18 protein-coding genes and 1 tRNA gene are annotated in these 15519 nt (G+C 40.5%); 5 read left to right on the top strand and 14 right to left on the bottom strand.

Annotation, left to right across the window (positions count from 1 at the left end; all coding sequences use genetic code 11):
• Positions 1 to 14 precede the first annotated feature (14 nt).
• The 9 genes from PAND9192_RS00535 to PAND9192_RS00490 form a co-directional block, all read right to left on the bottom strand.
• Complete coding sequence (locus PAND9192_RS00535) at positions 15 to 737, bottom strand: flagellar basal body L-ring protein FlgH (protein ID WP_065166575.1); 723 nt, start codon at positions 735 to 737, stop codon at positions 15 to 17.
• A gap of 91 nt (positions 738 to 828) precedes the next feature.
• A complete protein-coding gene (flgG, locus tag PAND9192_RS00530; RefSeq protein ID WP_060997098.1) occupies positions 829 to 1617 on the bottom strand; it encodes a flagellar basal-body rod protein FlgG in 789 nt (262 codons plus the stop codon).
• 19 nt (positions 1618 to 1636) lie between these two features.
• Positions 1637 to 2386, bottom strand: a complete 750-nt coding sequence (flgF, locus tag PAND9192_RS00525) for a flagellar basal-body rod protein FlgF (protein ID WP_060997099.1) — start codon at positions 2384 to 2386, stop codon at positions 1637 to 1639.
• A 159-nt stretch (positions 2387 to 2545) separates the two neighbouring features.
• On the bottom strand, positions 2546 to 3943 hold the full coding sequence (flgE, locus tag PAND9192_RS00520) for a flagellar hook protein FlgE (protein WP_087852115.1): 1398 nt from the start codon (positions 3941 to 3943) through the stop codon (positions 2546 to 2548).
• A gap of 7 nt (positions 3944 to 3950) precedes the next feature.
• The gene (locus PAND9192_RS00515) at positions 3951 to 4697 is read right to left on the bottom strand and encodes a flagellar hook assembly protein FlgD (protein WP_087852114.1); all 747 of its coding nucleotides are present in this window, start codon (positions 4695 to 4697) and stop codon (positions 3951 to 3953) included.
• Positions 4698 to 4714: 17 nt separating this feature from the next.
• Complete coding sequence (gene flgC, locus PAND9192_RS00510) at positions 4715 to 5131, bottom strand: flagellar basal body rod protein FlgC (RefSeq protein ID WP_065166477.1); 417 nt, start codon at positions 5129 to 5131, stop codon at positions 4715 to 4717.
• A gap of 3 nt (positions 5132 to 5134) precedes the next feature.
• Positions 5135 to 5530, bottom strand: coding sequence for a flagellar basal body rod protein FlgB (gene flgB, locus PAND9192_RS00505; protein ID WP_087852113.1), 396 nt, complete (start codon positions 5528 to 5530; stop codon positions 5135 to 5137).
• A 215-nt stretch (positions 5531 to 5745) separates the two neighbouring features.
• Entirely contained in the window at positions 5746 to 6573 is an 828-nt protein-coding gene (locus PAND9192_RS00495) for a CheR family methyltransferase (RefSeq protein WP_087852111.1), read from the bottom strand.
• A gap of 54 nt (positions 6574 to 6627) precedes the next feature.
• Entirely contained in the window at positions 6628 to 7581 is a 954-nt protein-coding gene (locus PAND9192_RS00490) for a chemotaxis protein (RefSeq protein WP_087852110.1), read from the bottom strand.
• 152 nt (positions 7582 to 7733) lie between these two features.
• Here PAND9192_RS00490 and flgA point away from each other — a divergent pair, with 152 nt between their 5' ends.
• The 3 genes from flgA to PAND9192_RS00475 all read left to right on the top strand — a co-directional run bounded on the left by flgA (position 7734) and on the right by PAND9192_RS00475 (position 9323).
• Positions 7734 to 8408: a flagellar basal body P-ring formation chaperone FlgA gene (gene flgA, locus PAND9192_RS00485; protein WP_200817765.1), complete on the top strand. Its 675-nt coding sequence runs from the start codon at positions 7734 to 7736 to the stop codon at positions 8406 to 8408.
• A 138-nt stretch (positions 8409 to 8546) separates the two neighbouring features.
• Positions 8547 to 8852, top strand: coding sequence for a flagellar biosynthesis anti-sigma factor FlgM (flgM, locus tag PAND9192_RS00480; RefSeq protein WP_087852108.1), 306 nt, complete (start codon positions 8547 to 8549; stop codon positions 8850 to 8852).
• A gap of 42 nt (positions 8853 to 8894) precedes the next feature.
• On the top strand, positions 8895 to 9323 hold the full coding sequence (locus PAND9192_RS00475) for a flagella synthesis protein FlgN (RefSeq protein WP_087852107.1): 429 nt from the start codon (positions 8895 to 8897) through the stop codon (positions 9321 to 9323).
• Positions 9324 to 9326: 3 nt separating this feature from the next.
• Here the strand turns inward: PAND9192_RS00475 and PAND9192_RS00470 are convergent, their stop codons facing one another.
• Positions 9327 to 9773 carry an LPP20 family lipoprotein gene (locus PAND9192_RS00470; protein ID WP_065177247.1) on the bottom strand — a complete coding sequence of 149 codons (447 nt, stop codon included), beginning with the start codon at positions 9771 to 9773 and terminating at the stop codon, positions 9327 to 9329.
• A gap of 11 nt (positions 9774 to 9784) precedes the next feature.
• On the bottom strand, positions 9785 to 10420 hold the full coding sequence (locus tag PAND9192_RS00465) for a FlgO family outer membrane protein (RefSeq protein ID WP_087852106.1): 636 nt from the start codon (positions 10418 to 10420) through the stop codon (positions 9785 to 9787).
• 147 nt (positions 10421 to 10567) lie between these two features.
• On the opposite strand from PAND9192_RS00465, the gene PAND9192_RS00460 reads away from it, so the two are divergent.
• Both PAND9192_RS00460 and PAND9192_RS00455 read left to right on the top strand, forming a co-directional pair.
• A complete protein-coding gene (locus PAND9192_RS00460) occupies positions 10568 to 11704 on the top strand; it encodes a flagella assembly protein FlgT (protein WP_087852105.1) in 1137 nt (378 codons plus the stop codon).
• A gap of 46 nt (positions 11705 to 11750) precedes the next feature.
• Positions 11751 to 11827 (top strand) — tRNA-Arg (locus PAND9192_RS00455).
• A 168-nt stretch (positions 11828 to 11995) separates the two neighbouring features.
• Here the strand turns inward: PAND9192_RS00455 and wecA are convergent.
• The 3 genes from wecA to PAND9192_RS00440 all read right to left on the bottom strand — a co-directional run bounded on the left by wecA (position 11996) and on the right by PAND9192_RS00440 (position 15515).
• The gene (wecA, locus tag PAND9192_RS00450) at positions 11996 to 13075 is read right to left on the bottom strand and encodes a UDP-N-acetylglucosamine--undecaprenyl-phosphate N-acetylglucosaminephosphotransferase (protein WP_087852104.1); all 1080 of its coding nucleotides are present in this window, start codon (positions 13073 to 13075) and stop codon (positions 11996 to 11998) included.
• A 150-nt stretch (positions 13076 to 13225) separates the two neighbouring features.
• The gene (locus PAND9192_RS00445) at positions 13226 to 14392 is read right to left on the bottom strand and encodes a nucleotide sugar dehydrogenase (protein ID WP_087852103.1); all 1167 of its coding nucleotides are present in this window, start codon (positions 14390 to 14392) and stop codon (positions 13226 to 13228) included.
• 10 nt (positions 14393 to 14402) lie between these two features.
• Positions 14403 to 15515: a glycosyltransferase family 4 protein gene (locus tag PAND9192_RS00440; RefSeq protein ID WP_087852102.1), complete on the bottom strand. Its 1113-nt coding sequence runs from the start codon at positions 15513 to 15515 to the stop codon at positions 14403 to 14405.
• Between the last annotated feature and the right edge of the window lie 4 nt (positions 15516 to 15519).

Raw genomic sequence — 15519 nt, 5'->3', positions numbered from 1 at the left:
AATTAAGGTGAGGCTTAGAAAGCGACATTAAAAAAGCGTGACAGCCAATTTTGCTGCTGAATATCTTGTCTATCACCAGTGCCTGAATATTGAATCCGTGCATTAGAAATACGGGTCGAGGCGATAGTGTTATCTTGATCTATGTCATCAGGACGAATATTGCCGCTAACACGAATATATTCTTCGCCAGTATTGAGCATTAACCACTTTTCACCCCGGATCACCAAGTTCCCATTACTGAGCACATCGACCACTTCAACCGAGATCGAGCCTTTAATACTGTTACTTTGGTCGGCAGAAGTTGAACCGGCAAAAGAGTTATTATTCGCCATCTCATAAGATAAAGTGTAATCATGCAAAGTGACAGGCTTACCACCAAGATCAATCGGCTTCATATTAAGATCGGTTTTTTTGTCGAGATCAGAACTGGCGCTTTTCTTGGCCGCGGTTTTCTCTTCCAGCAAAATTGTCACAATATCGCCAATTCCACGCGGCTTAGTATCATCATATAAATCTTGCGCCTGAGCTTGATTAAATAACGACCCGGTTGCAGTGGCATAGTGCTCTGGTTTAGGTTGTGGTCGTACTGGATTCCACGCCGGATCGTTCATTTGTGCATCTTCACGGCCACGCAAGCGCTCAATCAAGCTTTTTGACTGCGGTTGCTTACCTTCGACAGCATCAACATTGGTGGTGGCTTTTTCGATATCGCTGCCAACCGTATCAGGGGTCGACATACAACCGCTTAAGCCACAAATCAGCGCAATAATACTCCAACGCCAATAACGATTTTGGTGTGTTTTCACCGCAAGTTCCTTACCAGTCGAGTTATAATTGCTGATTAACATAACTTAGCATTTGGTCAACGGTTGAGATCACTTTTGAGTTCATTTCATAAACCCGTTGTGCCTCAATCATGTTCACTAGCTCTTCAGTCACATTAACATTGGAGGTCTCAAGCATCGATTGACGAATAGAACCAAAACCTTCTAAACCCGGCGTGCCTTCTTGTGGATCGCCACTAGCACCCGTTGGTAAGAATAAGTTCTGTCCGATCGGCTCCATACCTGCTGGATTAATAAAATCAGCGGTGGTTATTTGTCCTAGCACTTCATTTTCTTGTTGATCACGAATACGCGCCGAAACTTCACCATCAGTACCGACAGTAATACCTACTGCATTATCAGGAACCACAATTTCAGGCTGCACGGGATAACCGCTGCCGCTAGTCACTAAAATGCCTTGATCATTAATGGTAAATTGACCATTGCGGGTATAACCGATATTGCCATCAGGTAGCAATACTTGGAAAAAACCATCGCCTTCGATCATCATGTCCATGGCATTATTGGTGGTTTGCGTATTACCTTGAGTAAACACTTTTTGAGTCGCAACCACTTTTGAACCCGCACCGAGCATTAAGCCGCTTGGCAGAGTAGTATCTTGGGTTGATTTACCGCCAGGCTGATTAATGTTTTGGTAGAATAAATCTTCAAAAACCGCGCGACTTTTCTTAAAACCAATCGTCGAGGCGTTAGCTAAGTTATTAGAAATGGTTGAGATATTGGTTTGCTGGGCATCTAAACCCGTTTTACTGACCCATAATGCTGGATGCATGCTGCTCGTCCTTTAGTAATTAGCTGATACGCATCAGTGAAGAAGAAGACTTATCCATTTCTTCAGCTGATTTCATTAACTTCACTTGCATTTCAAAGTGACGCTGTAAATCAATCATGCTGGTCATTTCAGCCACTGCATTAACATTACTGCCTTCAAGCATACCTTTGGCTAAGTTAACACTGGCATCGGCATCTAAAGGATCACGATTACCAATCACTTTAAATAAGCCATCAGTATCTTTAAATAAACTGCGATTATCAGGCTTTACAAGTTTAATACGATCAACGGTCACCATGGTATCTGGCGGCGCACCTTTGGGTAATACCGCCACTGTGCCGTCTTTACTTATTTCAATTTTATTGATCGGTAGAGGAATAAAAATAGGGCTGTCGTTACGCCCAAGAACAAGCTGACCATTGCTGTTTTGAAGCATGCCCATTTGATCAACTTTCAAATGCCCAGCACGGGTATAGCCTTCTTGCCCATTGGCATCTTGGACTGCTAACCAGCCATCACCTTGAATAGCCACATCAAGATCGCGTCCAGTATTGATCACTGAACCTTGTGCAAAATCATTACCAGTACGCTCAGCCATGGTAAACACGCGGCTTGGCACACCTTCACCAAACACCTGCATACTACGTGCTTGTTGTAAGTCAGCCCGAAAGCCCGTTGTACTGACGTTAGCAAGGTTATTGGCATGTACTCGCATACCTTGCATATCTTGTTTTGCCCCGCTCATGGCGAGAAACAGCGCCCGATCCATTTTTTTGACACTCCTCTGTTCAATAGCGGATTTAAAGCAAAAATTACGCCAAGATGTTAATAAAGAATAACAACTGTCAGAAAGTGAGAGCTGAACATAAAAAAAACGCCACCGATAGCGGTGGCGTTGAGCAATTAATAATAATTAACACATTTGAAATTAACGAATTTGAAGAATATTTTGCTGAAGTTGATTATTAACATCCAAAGCACGTGAACTAGCTTGGAAGTTACGCTGAGCACTGATCAAATCCACCAGCTCTTGAGTCATATCTATGTTTGATTGCTCTAAAGTGCCGCTTTTGATAGCACCAAATGAACCTTGGGAAGCATCACCCCACACCACTTCACCTGACTCTTGGGTTGCATTCCATAGCGATCCGCCAAGTTGTGTCAGCCCTTGTTCATTGGCAACCCGAGCCATTGCCACGCGACCGACGACTAAATCTTTACCATTGGAGTAAGACGCCATGATATTGCCATCAGGATCGATATCAACTTTGGATAAATAGCCCGTAGATGCACCATCAACATCTTGAAATTTACGCACTTCAAATGCAGACGCATACTGAGTTGGCTCATCATATTTCATGGTTAATGCTTGAGTTGGATCTGCGCCACCAACATCAATCGCGGCCTCTGCAAAACTTTCCATTTGAATAGTTGTTGGTGAAGGTGCAATTAAGCCTTCCGGAGGTTCGATTGTTGGATCATCAGCCGCACCTTGAAATAATTGCCCATTGGCATCAAATTTCATTACATAACCCTGATGTCCATTGGCACCTGCCGCAGAGTACCCCGCAGGTAAAGAGTCTGCTTTAGCATCTAATGCTTTTTCTTTACCATTATTATCGGTAATAGTTTGAAACACTTGCCATTCATTAGCATTAGTTGAGTCTGGTGCTATCGCATTTGGATCATACTTTGCCACATAATAAGTGGTCATTTTGTACGGCTTACCTAATGAATCATAAATGGTTGATGAGGTAGAACGGCTAAATGAATCAGGATCATTAAAGTCAAACGGCTGAGCCTTAGGCTTTGTTTCTGTATTAGGTAAATTCAGTGACACATTAATTGTGCCTGATTTTGTTGGCTGTCCAAACACATCATTAATTTTGAGTGACTTGGCCTCATAAGACGCTACCGTATTAGTATCTTGGTTCACCGGATAACCCAATAAAAATTTACCTTCAGAGTTAACTAGTTCATTTTCATTGTTTAATTGAAACGCGCCATTACGGGTTAAATTACTGTTGGCAGCTTCATTTTTGTTATCTGCCACCGCAAAAAAACCGGCACCAGATACCCGTAAATCTAACGGGTTATTGGTATAAATACTTGAACCTTCATGGAACTGTTGTGCCACCGTTGAGGTTTGAACACCGCCACCCGTGGTAGTTTTAGAGTTTGAGAAAATAGAATTTGAATACACATCACCAAACTCTGCTCGTGACTCTTTAAAGCCAAAGGTATTTGCGTTGGCAATGTTATTACTGGTGGTGTTTAGATCCTTTTGCGCAGCACCCAAGCCACTTAATGCGATATTCATGCTCATCAGTTAATTATCCTTGTTGTGTACTAAGTGGTGCCGCAGATTGGGCGCTTTTACCAATTTGTAAGACTTCAGCGAGGTTGACAGGTTTTGCCACACCAGCGAGGTTTAACATCACTTTACCGTCGCTGTTACCCAGTAAAACGCTATTTACATTAGCGTGAGTTAATACTTCAAATTGCTGGCTTTCACCACCAACATTACCTGATACCGAGAAGTTATATTTACCCTGTGGCATCACATTGCCAGCATCGTCTTTGCCATCCCATGCAAACGAATGCTCTCCGGCTGATTTTGCACCAAGCGTAACGGTTTTCACTAATACGCCTTGCTCATTTTCAACCCGTAGAATGGCGTTATCCACCCCTTGTTGCATGCGCACCATACCCGCCATTTCACCATCATGGTTTTTTAGCGCCGACGCACTTGGAATAAGTACATCTTGGCCGACCAGCGATGATGCTTGCAGTGCTTGGTTAGATGTCATGGCACTATTGAGTGAGCCAAATTGCTCATTCATTTTATTGATGCCATCAACAGTAGCAAAAGACGCCATTTGGGCGATCATTTGATCATTACCCACAGGCTTAAACGGATCTTGTTGGGCTAATTGTTTGGTTAACAACGATAAAAAATCATCTTGTTTTAATTGATTCGTGCCCGTTGTTGGCTGTTCTTGCGCGATTTTTTTATCTTGCATGCCTTTTAACTGGTCAAGATAAGAAAGGGATTGCCCTGCGCCATTAATAGTTGTCATAACACTCGCTCCTTTGCTTATTTGCCCATCTGCAATGTTTTCATTAGCATTTGCTTACTGGCATCTGCAACTTGAACGTTATTTTGATAAGAGCGTGATGCTGAGATCATATTAGCCATTTCTTCCATCACATTAACGTTCGGTTTATAAATATAGCCCGCACTATTCGCCAATGGATGCTCTGGATTATATTCAGCACTTAATGGCTCGTTACTTTCAACGATCCCTTGCAGTTGTACTGGCACGCTGGCACTGCCTTGATAAGACGCGCTATCAAGTGCTGCTGCAAAAATAGGATGGCGCGCTTTATAAGTTTCTTGCGCAGAACTACTGACACTGTTGGCATTAGCAAGGTTACTTGAGGTGGTATTGAGTCGTACTGACTCGGCACTCATGGCTGAGCCGGTAACATTAAAAATATTAAATAAACTCATCCATTATTCCCCTTTCAATGCCTTGGTGAGGTTCTTAAATTTAGATCCTAAAAAATCCAACGATGCTTGATATTCAATACTATTTTGCATAAATAAGTTTTGTTCTAATTGCGCATCTACCGTATTACCATCACCGCTGTCGGGTTGGGTAGGTACACGATATAACTGTTCACCGCTAGCACTACCAGAGGCAGTAATATGCCGCCCATTGGTACGATTAAGGCCAACGTTTGCCCCTGCGGTTGCCGATTGCAAGACGCGGCTAAAGTCGACATCTTTTGCTTTAAAACCAGGTGTGTTGACATTGGCTAAGTTACTCGCCAAAGTTTCGGCGCGGGTGGCGCGAGCACCAACGGTATGTTGATGAATACCTAATGCTTTATCAAAAGAAATCGACATATTTTGCCTCTACGGTGTTGTTCACAGTCACAATGACAACAGATGTAAAGCAAGGACAATGCCAAGATGGAAAAGAGGGTAGGAAAAGGGGCGAGTGGCGAGTGGCGAGAATAAGAGCTAATAATGTAGTAGCAATCTTTCTAGCTGAGTTTACATCTCGAAAACTGAACCTCGAACCTCGAACCTCGAAAACTCGAACCTCGCCACTCTTACTCTTATTTTAATTTATAAATGATACCCGGGTTACAGCGTACCATTTCAAATTTATCGCACAATCCGGTTAACGATTCTGATGCACCTAAGAATAAATATCCGCCTGGGTTTAAACTCGCCGCTAATTGATTAAGCACTTTGATTTTGGTTTCTGCAGAAAAATAAATTAATACATTACGGCAAAATATCACGTCAAATTTACCCAATAACACATAGCTTTCTTTTAAGTTCTGCGCACGAAAACTGACTAATTGCTTCACTCGCGGATTGATCATCATGCCGCCACTAGCATGAGGTTCAAAAAATAGTTTTCTACGCGCCGCAGATAAACCTCGACTTAACGCTAGCTGGTCATACACCCCTTCACGACACATATCGAGCATGGTTTGGGAAATATCCGTCGCTGTGATCTGAATATTTGGCAATAACCCTGGTCGTTTTTGCTGTTGTTCTAAAATGGTCATCGCCATGGAATACGGCTCTTGACCTGACGAACTTGCTGCAGACCATATTTTAAACGGTCTTCTTTTAGCCGCTAATTCTGGCAACACCTTGTCAGCTAACACCGTATAAGGATAACCATCACGAAACCATAATGTTTCATTGGTTGTCATCGCATCCACCACTGCCACTTGCAGTTCACGATTGCGTCCACTAAGTGTCAGTTGTAACAGCTCAGATAAAGACTGCATACCAAAACGTTTAATTAATGGGCTTAAACGGCTACGAACTAAGTACTGTTTATTGTCCCCTAAAACAATGCCACACTGCGCTTCAAGATAATGACAAAAGTCATGATAATCTTGATCATTTACCGTTAATGTTGTCATTAATCACTCTTTATTATTGTTATATTATTACTACACGTCGATTTTTATTGGTGGTTAAGCTGGCGTATTTTCCGAAGCTGGTGTATCGATAATAGGTATCATGGCATTTTTGACCGCTTGCCCAAGTTCATCAGGATTAAATTTAGGAATAAAAGCATTGGCTCCCACCCGTTCAATCATCGCTTGATTAAAGACGCCACTGAGAGAGGTATGCAAAATAATATGTAAATCTTTGAGCGCTTGATCACCTCGAATAGCCGCCGTTAAGGTATAGCCATCCATTTCTGGCATTTCGATATCAGAAATAACCAGTGCCAATTGTTGATAAATACAACCCTTAGCAGCCATAGCTTGTAATGTATGTAATGCTTCCTTACCATCTTTAACACAAATACAATCACAGCCGATAGACTCAATGGCTCGCTGAACTTGCTTCCGTGCAACCATTGAATCATCAGCAATTAACACGGTTTTTACTGCTGGAGTAATCAGATTAATTTCATCAAGTAGCTCAGTTGATAAGCGGGTATCTGCTGGAGATATTTGGTCAAGAATTTTTTCGACATCAAGAATTTCCACCAGCTCATTGTCAATCTCAGTGACCGCAGTAAGATAATTACTTCGACCAGCCCCTTGTGGCGGCGGTAAAATAGCTTCCCAATTGATATTAACGATCCGTTCAACCGCTGAGACTAAAAATCCCTGCACCGAACGGTTAAACTCAGAAATAATAATAAAGCACTTACTGATATCTTCGACAGGTCGACCGCCAATAGCGAGACTAATATCGATCACTGAAATGGTTTGACCTCGAATATAAGCCACCCCTTTCACAAACGGATGTAAATTAGGCATTGCGGTTAATTTCGGGCACTGTAAAACTTCTTTTACTTTAAAGACGTTAATGCCATAACGCTGGCGTCGATTGAGCCGAAATGTAAGTAACTCTAATCGATTTTGACCAACCAACTGAGTACGTTGATTAACGGAATCTAAAAGACCTGACATGTGAAATAGCTCCCTGCTCAAGAATATTAATCTGACCAATACAAGCAATTTTATGAATAATTACTTATGATATGTCGTCTAACTACTGACTTTCTAACACCGACAGAGAATACTACGCCGTGATCACTCATCGATATTTAGATCTAGTTTGCATGATTATCGGCAGTTTACTGCTGAGCTTTAGTGGAAATATTCATGCGACACCACTCTCACAGCAAGATCTTATTCAACAAACCGCTGTCAGTCATATAAAACAGACCCTAATACAGCCCGATTTTGGCAGTATTAATGTCACTGCAGCCAAGCTAGATTCACGATTACGGTTTCCTGTTTGTAGTAGCCAACTACAAGCATCAACGCCAGGTAAACAAACATTAGCGGGTAATGTCACCGTTTTAGTGCGCTGCAAAAGTGAAAATTGGCAATTATATGTTCCCGTTAGTGTTCAACAAACCTTGCCACAAGTGATTGCAACTACCCATTTAGGCCGTGGCGCACTACTCAGTGCAGCAAACCTTAAAGTTGCAATGGTAGAGAGCCGTTTTCAACGTGGTATTAGCTTTACTGAACCACAGCAAATTATTGGTTCTAAAGTAAAACGGACGGTAAAAGCGGGTGATGTGATTCAAGCCAACGATATTTGCCTGGTATGCCGTAATGACAGTGTTTTAATTCGTGCAGGTCAATCTGGGTTAGCGATTGTAACAGCGGGAAAAGCATTATCTGATGGCGCAATAGGTGATGAGATTCGAGTTCAAAACAGTAAATCAAAACGTATTATTGATGGCGTGATTACAGCTGTTGGTGAAGTCACAGTAAAGTACTAATTCATCGTTCTACATACAACCGTGAGTCTAAACATCTACTGGCATAATATTTTGGCATTAGCGCATAAAAAAAGCTAAAGTTTGAAGTCTATACGTCGATAACTGACTATAACCATTGACATCGACAGGTACAATATTATGACAAGCATTGATCACTTACGTGGTGGACAACCACTGAACACTAGCCGTACAGTTAACACTCATAAAACGGCAACAGAAAATACCGCCCCAACAGCGATTGAACCACAACACGATGCGGTTTCATTAAGCTCTCAAGGCAAAGCTGTCGGTCAAATTCATCAACAATTAGCAGCTGAAACCAGTTTTGACTCTGCAAAAGTGGATCAAATCAAACAAGCCATCGCTAATGGCAGTTATACTATTGATGCCGATAAACTTGCTAATAATATGATTAAATTTGAAGATGAACTTAATGGTCTTTAAGACAATTAATATTATTGCGTATTCACTGTAAGGATCTTGGTCATGAAACACACTATTGAGCAATTGCTTGAGCTACAACAAACAGCTTTGGTATCACTTGCTGAATTACTCAACCAAGAGAAAACAGCGATTGCGCATCGACGCGCATTAGAAATAGAACAATTTGCCAAAGAAAAACTTGCGATCATTAACAGTGTTCAACAACACGATTACCTGATTGCCAATCACCCTCAGCGCCAGCAATTGCAGGATGATGCTTTACTCAGTCAACAGGTTGAACACATTCAACAATTGGTTACGCTATGTAAACAGCGTAACGACATCAATGGCGAAGTTTTACAACGGGCACAATTAAGTTTTCATAAGCTTAATAATCTATTTCAACAAAGTCGTGGCCGCCATCAAATGACCTATAATTGTGATGGTAAGGCGCAAAATGTTCGATCATTAGGCACCAACCTTAAAGCGTAAAGATTAAAACATGACTTGCTGATTATTAGGCACATGAAACACTTCACCGTGTTGCTTCATACGTTCCATTAAACCTAAATTCAATTCCATTTCAGTCACATAACTATCACCCACAGGGTAACTGCGGATCACTTTTGCACCACGAATAATACCATCAACCGCACCATCAGTGGTTTCAGGGCCTAATTGTTGGTTAGATAGTGACGTGGTCGCCGATATGCGAAGACCATATATTTGCTCAGATAACTCACGGTAAGCATCAAGCTTTGATGCACGCATGGCACGTAAACTTTTTTCTTCTTGAGTACGACCATTTTGCTCACTGATAGATGCATAACCAACCGCAGAGACTAGCTCATTACTGTGGGTTAAATTTGAATTAAGGCCATTATTTGAGGTTGAACATCCTGATACTACGACCAATAACATTACTGTTAGCCATTTCGTCATCGCGCTTATCCTTAAGGTCGTAATACCACATTATTAGTCGTGGTCTGTTGTTGTTCAGTGCGCATAATCACACCATTTCGAAGTTGAATCTTATTCATAAAATCTAAATCACGCCCGATACGATCTGCAGGTAAAAAACCTTGAGCGGTTGCAATCACTACGTGCGAACGCATGCCAATAATACGTGCGTTAACCAATACGCCACCACTTTGGCGTAACATGGTGCCGGTAAGCACATAATCAACCGGTTGTTGACCTGATAATTCTTGCCAATTACGGCTAATACTAAAATCGCCATTGCGAGTAACCTTAATCACTCCCGTTGATTTGTAATCAACCACTGTAAAGCCGCGCTGCTGCATCTGAAACATGAAGTTTTCACTGACAACATTACCAAGCCAGTTAGTTGCTCCCATATCTTGCAGATCAACAAACGATGTTACAGCTAAGGGAGTGCTTGCAGTTAAATATTGATTCGATTCAATTAACTGATTTGTCAGGCCTTCAACAAAATAATCAACGGTATGACGTGGCGTTGTTGTTAATGAGTACCCTGCTGAGGAAAATTGTTGTTTGCCGTTATAAACTTGCGGAGCTGAACAGGCTGTAACTAACAGCGCGCACATCACCAGTATAATATTGTTCATTTTTTGCCACTCTCGATACGCGTGATAAAGAAGATATCGTTCACGAACACAATTTCTTTAATAATAACCACCAATTGGGAACACTCTTTGCATTCCTTTGCTGCTATATCTCGATTAAAGCAAAAAACATACCTAAACTGGTCTTTTATGAATAAAAAAATAGCAATCTGTTTGAGTAGTCTGTGGTTACTGTTCTCAAACGCTAGTCATGCGCAATGGGTACAAGTAACAGGAGAGGCAACCATTCTTGAAAGTAAGGCGACAGCACGAGTTAATGCCTTAGAGAACGCCGTATTTCAAGCAATGACCTTTACTGGTGGTGAGATTGCCAGTTTGCCGTTACTCAAAAGTTATTTGCAACAAGATCGACAACAATACCGCTTTAGTGGCAATGAAATTCGGCATATTAGCGTGCTGGAACAAAAACAGGCTGGCGGCAAAATGTATGTCACTGCCAGAATAGATATTTACCCATCGGCAAAAAGTTGCCACAAGGTACAATATAAGAAAGGATTATTGCTGGGTAGATTTTCACTGGCAGAGCCTCAACAAGCGGCAATGGGCAGTATTTATCAATTAGGTGATGATTTCTCAAAAGTGCTGAAAAAAAATATTCAGCAACGTTCGCAAAGTTTTTTAGTCACGGGGATGACACAAGTTCCTTTTAGTGCTAATCATGCTGATGCGATGATGATGCTCGCGGAAGATAATGACGCCCAATATTTGATCAGTGGCGAGATCACCGATCTTTCAGCGACTGTCGATGATCATTTATTACAAGCTGATACTATCAATCGCCAGTTTGCAGTCAACTTAGATATTATGGATGGCAAAACCGGTGAGATGATTTATCAAAATAGTTATCGAGATATTGGCTTATGGCCGTTTGCACGCACCAGCCATGTTGATACTAAAACTGCTCGCTTTTGGGTATCGCCTTATGGACAAAGCATTCAGCGTATTACTCAAAATATGATGCTTGATATTGAAAGTGCGTTGTCGTGTCGAGCAAGCTTACCTGAAATCATTAATATTCATCAGGGAGTAGCACAGATTAATGTCGGTCGTGTACATGGTGTGCGTAATGGTGATCAACTTAAGTTATGGCATAGCGCGGGTTTTATCGATCAGAAAGGGATTCCACGCAACCGAATGGTTGCAACAGCTATTACACTCACTGTCGATCGTGTCTATGAAAAATCAGCAGAGCTACGAGTTAACCAGCCACAATTGGCTTCAAGTATTCAACCTGGCGATTTACTGACCAAGCAGTTGAATCAATAATACTATTTTCTTAACCTCTGTGCATTTTCGCGTATACTATGCACATGCTTCCTTAGCTCAGATGGATAGAGCGTCCCCCTCCTAAGGGGAAGGCCGCTGGTTCGACTCCAGCAGGGAGCGCCATATTTATCAACGCCTTAGCAATTTATTTTGCTGAGGCGTTTTTGTATCTACTGTTTATAGTCCAGTTATGAGTTAAGTTATACGAAAAAGTGGATAAACAGCATATAAAAAAGGCCGAGTAATCAACGATTACTCGGCCTTTTTTGTATCTGTAACATCATTATCTAATTATTTAGATGTCGATTTATGTGTCTTCAGACCGAGGATGTTACGTACAAAGGTAACAATGCGGAAGATATGACTAATCGCAGCAAAGTAACAAACGAACATCACCAAGAAAGCAACGAACATAGTTGACTCTGCAACACCTGCGTAATCACTCCAGAGACCAATAATAGAACAACTTAATGCCATCGAACAAATAGTCAGTAATGTCTGACGAGATGATAATCCTAGGCGTTGGAATATATGGTGTAAGTGCTCACGGTCTGGTTTAAACGGTGATTGCCCCTTACGAATACGGCGAATCATAATTGTCGCCATATCCATCAATGGAATCGCAATCAACCATAATGCTGTTACTGGTTTAAAAGCGTACGATTCTGGATCTTGCGTTGCTTTGATCAATAACCATACAACCGTAAAACCGATAAACATACTACCAGCATCACCCATAAAGACTTTTGCTTTTGAGCCAAATGGAATGCCTAAGTTAAGCATAATGTACGGAATGATTGCAGTAACAATCAAGCCACACACAGTGCCTAAATAGGTATTACCAGATAGGTAAAATACAACGCCCATCGAACCGATCGTGACTGCCGCTAATCCACCTAATAAACCATCAATACCGTCAACCATGTTAAATGCATTGATTGCACCAATAACACCGATAACAGTAATAATATAGCTTGTAAATACAGACAGTTGAATTGTTTCACTGCCCATTAAGAAGCCAAGGTTATGTAGGCTATGACCACCAATAACTATCATGGCGATAGAAATAGCAGCTTGAACAATTAAGCGTATTTTAAAACTTATATCTAAACGATCATCAAATGCACCAAGAATAATTAGCACTAGAGCACAGCTTAAATATAAATATAAATCACGCGTATGAGGAAGAAATGATAAGAAGGTAACAGAAATAGCAGCAAAAATAGAAATACCACCTACCAAAGGAATTGCACCTTTATGGTGTTTTCGAGCATTGGGTTTATCAACTAAACCAACAACTTTTGCTACAACTCTCATCACAAATAAAAATATTAATGATGAGATAAAGATAAAACAATATCCAGTAAACATAACAAACACTTTTTTAAATTGGATACACTCGCATATAAAAAGAAACAATAGAGAATATAATAGCGAACCATTACTCCCCTATTGTTTCATTATTTGCGCTCATTAATTACTTGAGATAATAATAAAATTAAAACTCATTGAACGTTGTTATTAATCTTCTTGGAATATATCACGAGTATAAACTTTATCAGCTACATCACTTAATTCTTCAGCCATACGATTAGAAACAATAACATCACAATCTTGTTTAAATTGATTCAAATCTTTAACCACTTTAGAGCGGAAGAATTCAGCGTCTTCAAGTACTGGTTCGTAAATAACAACCTCAATACCTTTAGCTTTAATACGCTTCATAATACCTTGAATACTTGAAGCGCGGAAATTATCTGAGCCAGACTTCATGATAAGGCGGTAGATACCTACACGCTTTGGATTGCGACTAATAATAGAGTCTGCAATAAAGTCTTTTCGTGTTGTGTTAGCATCTACAATCGCACCAATAATGCTATTTGGCACATTTTTATAGTTCGCACGTAATTGCTTTGTGTCTTTTGGTAAGCAGTAACCACCGTAACCAAATGATGGGTTATTATAGTGACTACCAATACGTGGGTCTAAGCCAACACCTTCAATGATTTGACGTGCATTCAGATTATTAGTTTCTGCGTAAGTATCTAACTCGTTGAAGTAAGCAACACGCATCGCTAAATATGTGTTTGAGAACAATTTAACCGCTTCAGCTTCTGTTGAGTCTGTGAACAATACTTCGATATCTTCTTTAATCGCGCCTTGCTGTAATAAGCCAGCAAAAACTGTTGCGCGCTCGCTTTGTTCACCAACGATGATACGTGATGGATAAAGGTTATCGTACAATGCACGGCCTTCACGTAAGAATTCAGGTGAGAAGATAATATTATCGCAGCCAAACTTTTCTTTAACTTCTTTGGTATAACCTACAGGTACAGTTGATTTAATAATCATTACTGCATCAGGATTAATCGCTAACACATCTTGAATAACCGCTTCTACAGAAGAAGTATTAAAGTAGTTATTAACGCTATCATAATCAGTTGGTGTTGCGATAATAACGAATTCAGCATCTTGATAAGCCATTTGCTTATCAAGTGTGGCAACAAAACTTAGATCTTTGTTTTCTAAGAAATATTCAATCTCACGGTCAACAATCGGTGATTTTTTATTATTAAGAAGATTTACTTTTTCTTCGATAATGTCGACAGCAATAACATCGTTGTTTTGTGCCAATAACATGGCATTTGACAGACCTACGTAGCCTGTACCTGCAATAGTAATTTTCATGAGATCTCTCTTAGATAATGCTTTCAATAGCCGTTAGATATTTATTAATTATGATTTTTTCATCGAATTCATTTTCGATTTTCTGGCGACTTGCTAACCCCATATCAAGACGTTCTTGATGAGTATGCTCAATCATTTTAGTGAGCATTTCTACAAGGCTTGCAGTTGAACGTGTCTGACAAAGATAGCCATTAACGCCATGGTCAACCGTTTCGCGACAACCAACGTTATCCGTTGTCACTATTGGTTTACCCATTGCACCGGCTTCAAGTAATGATTTAGGGACACCTTCACGATAGAAAGATGGCAATACCATACAATCAACTTTCGCGATTTCTTCCTCAACAGTGTCTGAAAAACCAAGATAATTAACAATACCTTCATCAACCCATACTTGCATCTCTGCGCGTGATACAGCAGATGGATTATTTACATCTAGAAAGCCAAGTAAATTAAATTGTACTTTGTCGCCGTAACGTTGCTTCAATTCACGAGCAGCTTCAACATAATGACCGATACCTTTGTCATAAAGCATACGTGCCACTAATAAAAAGCTCACTACACCATCATCTGCGGCTGGTGATATTGCAAAACGCGAGAGATCAGCACCAGAGCCTGGTAAGCGATCCGTCTTTGAAATATCCGCCAGCTTATTATCGATAAATAACCCGCGATCATCTTCATTTTGGAAGAAGATTTTATCAGCACGACGCTGACTAAATTTATATAATCGGCGCGCAATTTTGGCTGTCATATTTTCATCAATGAAAATAATACCTAAGCCCGCAATATTATTAATGACTTTAGTGCCATTTTTTGATGCCGCCACTGTGCCATAAATATTATTTTTAGGTGTAAAGTTTAAAACAACATCAAACTTTTCAGCTTTAAAAATAGAATTAAAAGCAAAAAACGTTTTTGCATCATTAATCGGATTTGTACCACCTTGATCAATATCAATGTGAATAAATCGCGCCCCTAATTGTTCAAGTTTTATTGAATAATCATCTCGAGGTGCAATCGCCGTTACAATATGGCCAGCTTCGATTAACGATAATATAGTGTTCTTTCTAAAGTTATATAAATACCAACTTGTATTGGCTGATATAGCTATCTTTGCCATGGGA

The organism is Photobacterium andalusiense (assembly GCF_900185625.1).
Lineage (GTDB): Bacteria > Pseudomonadota > Gammaproteobacteria > Enterobacterales > Vibrionaceae > Photobacterium > Photobacterium aquimaris.
The sequence above is the reverse complement of the archived record's forward strand: the minus strand, read 5'-3'. Positions and strand labels throughout refer to the sequence as shown.

Coding starts and splice junctions, on each gene's coding strand:
- PAND9192_RS00470 (WP_065177247.1), bottom strand. CDS start 9,773: ATGACGAAATGGCTAACAGTAATGTTATTGGTCGTAGTATCAGGATGT.
- PAND9192_RS00490 (WP_087852110.1), bottom strand. CDS start 7,581: ATGTCAGGTCTTTTAGATTCCGTTAATCAACGTACTCAGTTGGTTGGT.
- PAND9192_RS00495 (WP_087852111.1), bottom strand. CDS start 6,573: ATGACAACATTAACGGTAAATGATCAAGATTATCATGACTTTTGTCAT.
- PAND9192_RS00475 (WP_087852107.1), top strand. CDS start 8,895: ATGAAACACACTATTGAGCAATTGCTTGAGCTACAACAAACAGCTTTG.
- PAND9192_RS00515 (WP_087852114.1), bottom strand. CDS start 4,697: ATGACAACTATTAATGGCGCAGGGCAATCCCTTTCTTATCTTGACCAG.
- flgA (WP_200817765.1), top strand. CDS start 7,734: ATGATTATCGGCAGTTTACTGCTGAGCTTTAGTGGAAATATTCATGCG.
- PAND9192_RS00465 (WP_087852106.1), bottom strand. CDS start 10,420: ATGAACAATATTATACTGGTGATGTGCGCGCTGTTAGTTACAGCCTGT.
- flgC (WP_065166477.1), bottom strand. CDS start 5,131: ATGAGTTTATTTAATATTTTTAATGTTACCGGCTCAGCCATGAGTGCC.
- flgF (WP_060997099.1), bottom strand. CDS start 2,386: ATGGATCGGGCGCTGTTTCTCGCCATGAGCGGGGCAAAACAAGATATG.
- flgE (WP_087852115.1), bottom strand. CDS start 3,943: ATGAGCATGAATATCGCATTAAGTGGCTTGGGTGCTGCGCAAAAGGAT.
- flgM (WP_087852108.1), top strand. CDS start 8,547: ATGACAAGCATTGATCACTTACGTGGTGGACAACCACTGAACACTAGC.
- PAND9192_RS00460 (WP_087852105.1), top strand. CDS start 10,568: ATGAATAAAAAAATAGCAATCTGTTTGAGTAGTCTGTGGTTACTGTTC.
- flgG (WP_060997098.1), bottom strand. CDS start 1,617: ATGCATCCAGCATTATGGGTCAGTAAAACGGGTTTAGATGCCCAGCAA.
- PAND9192_RS00440 (WP_087852102.1), bottom strand. CDS start 15,515: ATGGCAAAGATAGCTATATCAGCCAATACAAGTTGGTATTTATATAAC.
- wecA (WP_087852104.1), bottom strand. CDS start 13,075: ATGTTTACTGGATATTGTTTTATCTTTATCTCATCATTAATATTTTTA.
- flgB (WP_087852113.1), bottom strand. CDS start 5,530: ATGTCGATTTCTTTTGATAAAGCATTAGGTATTCATCAACATACCGTT.
- PAND9192_RS00535 (WP_065166575.1), bottom strand. CDS start 737: ATGTCGACCCCTGATACGGTTGGCAGCGATATCGAAAAAGCCACCACC.
- PAND9192_RS00445 (WP_087852103.1), bottom strand. CDS start 14,392: ATGAAAATTACTATTGCAGGTACAGGCTACGTAGGTCTGTCAAATGCC.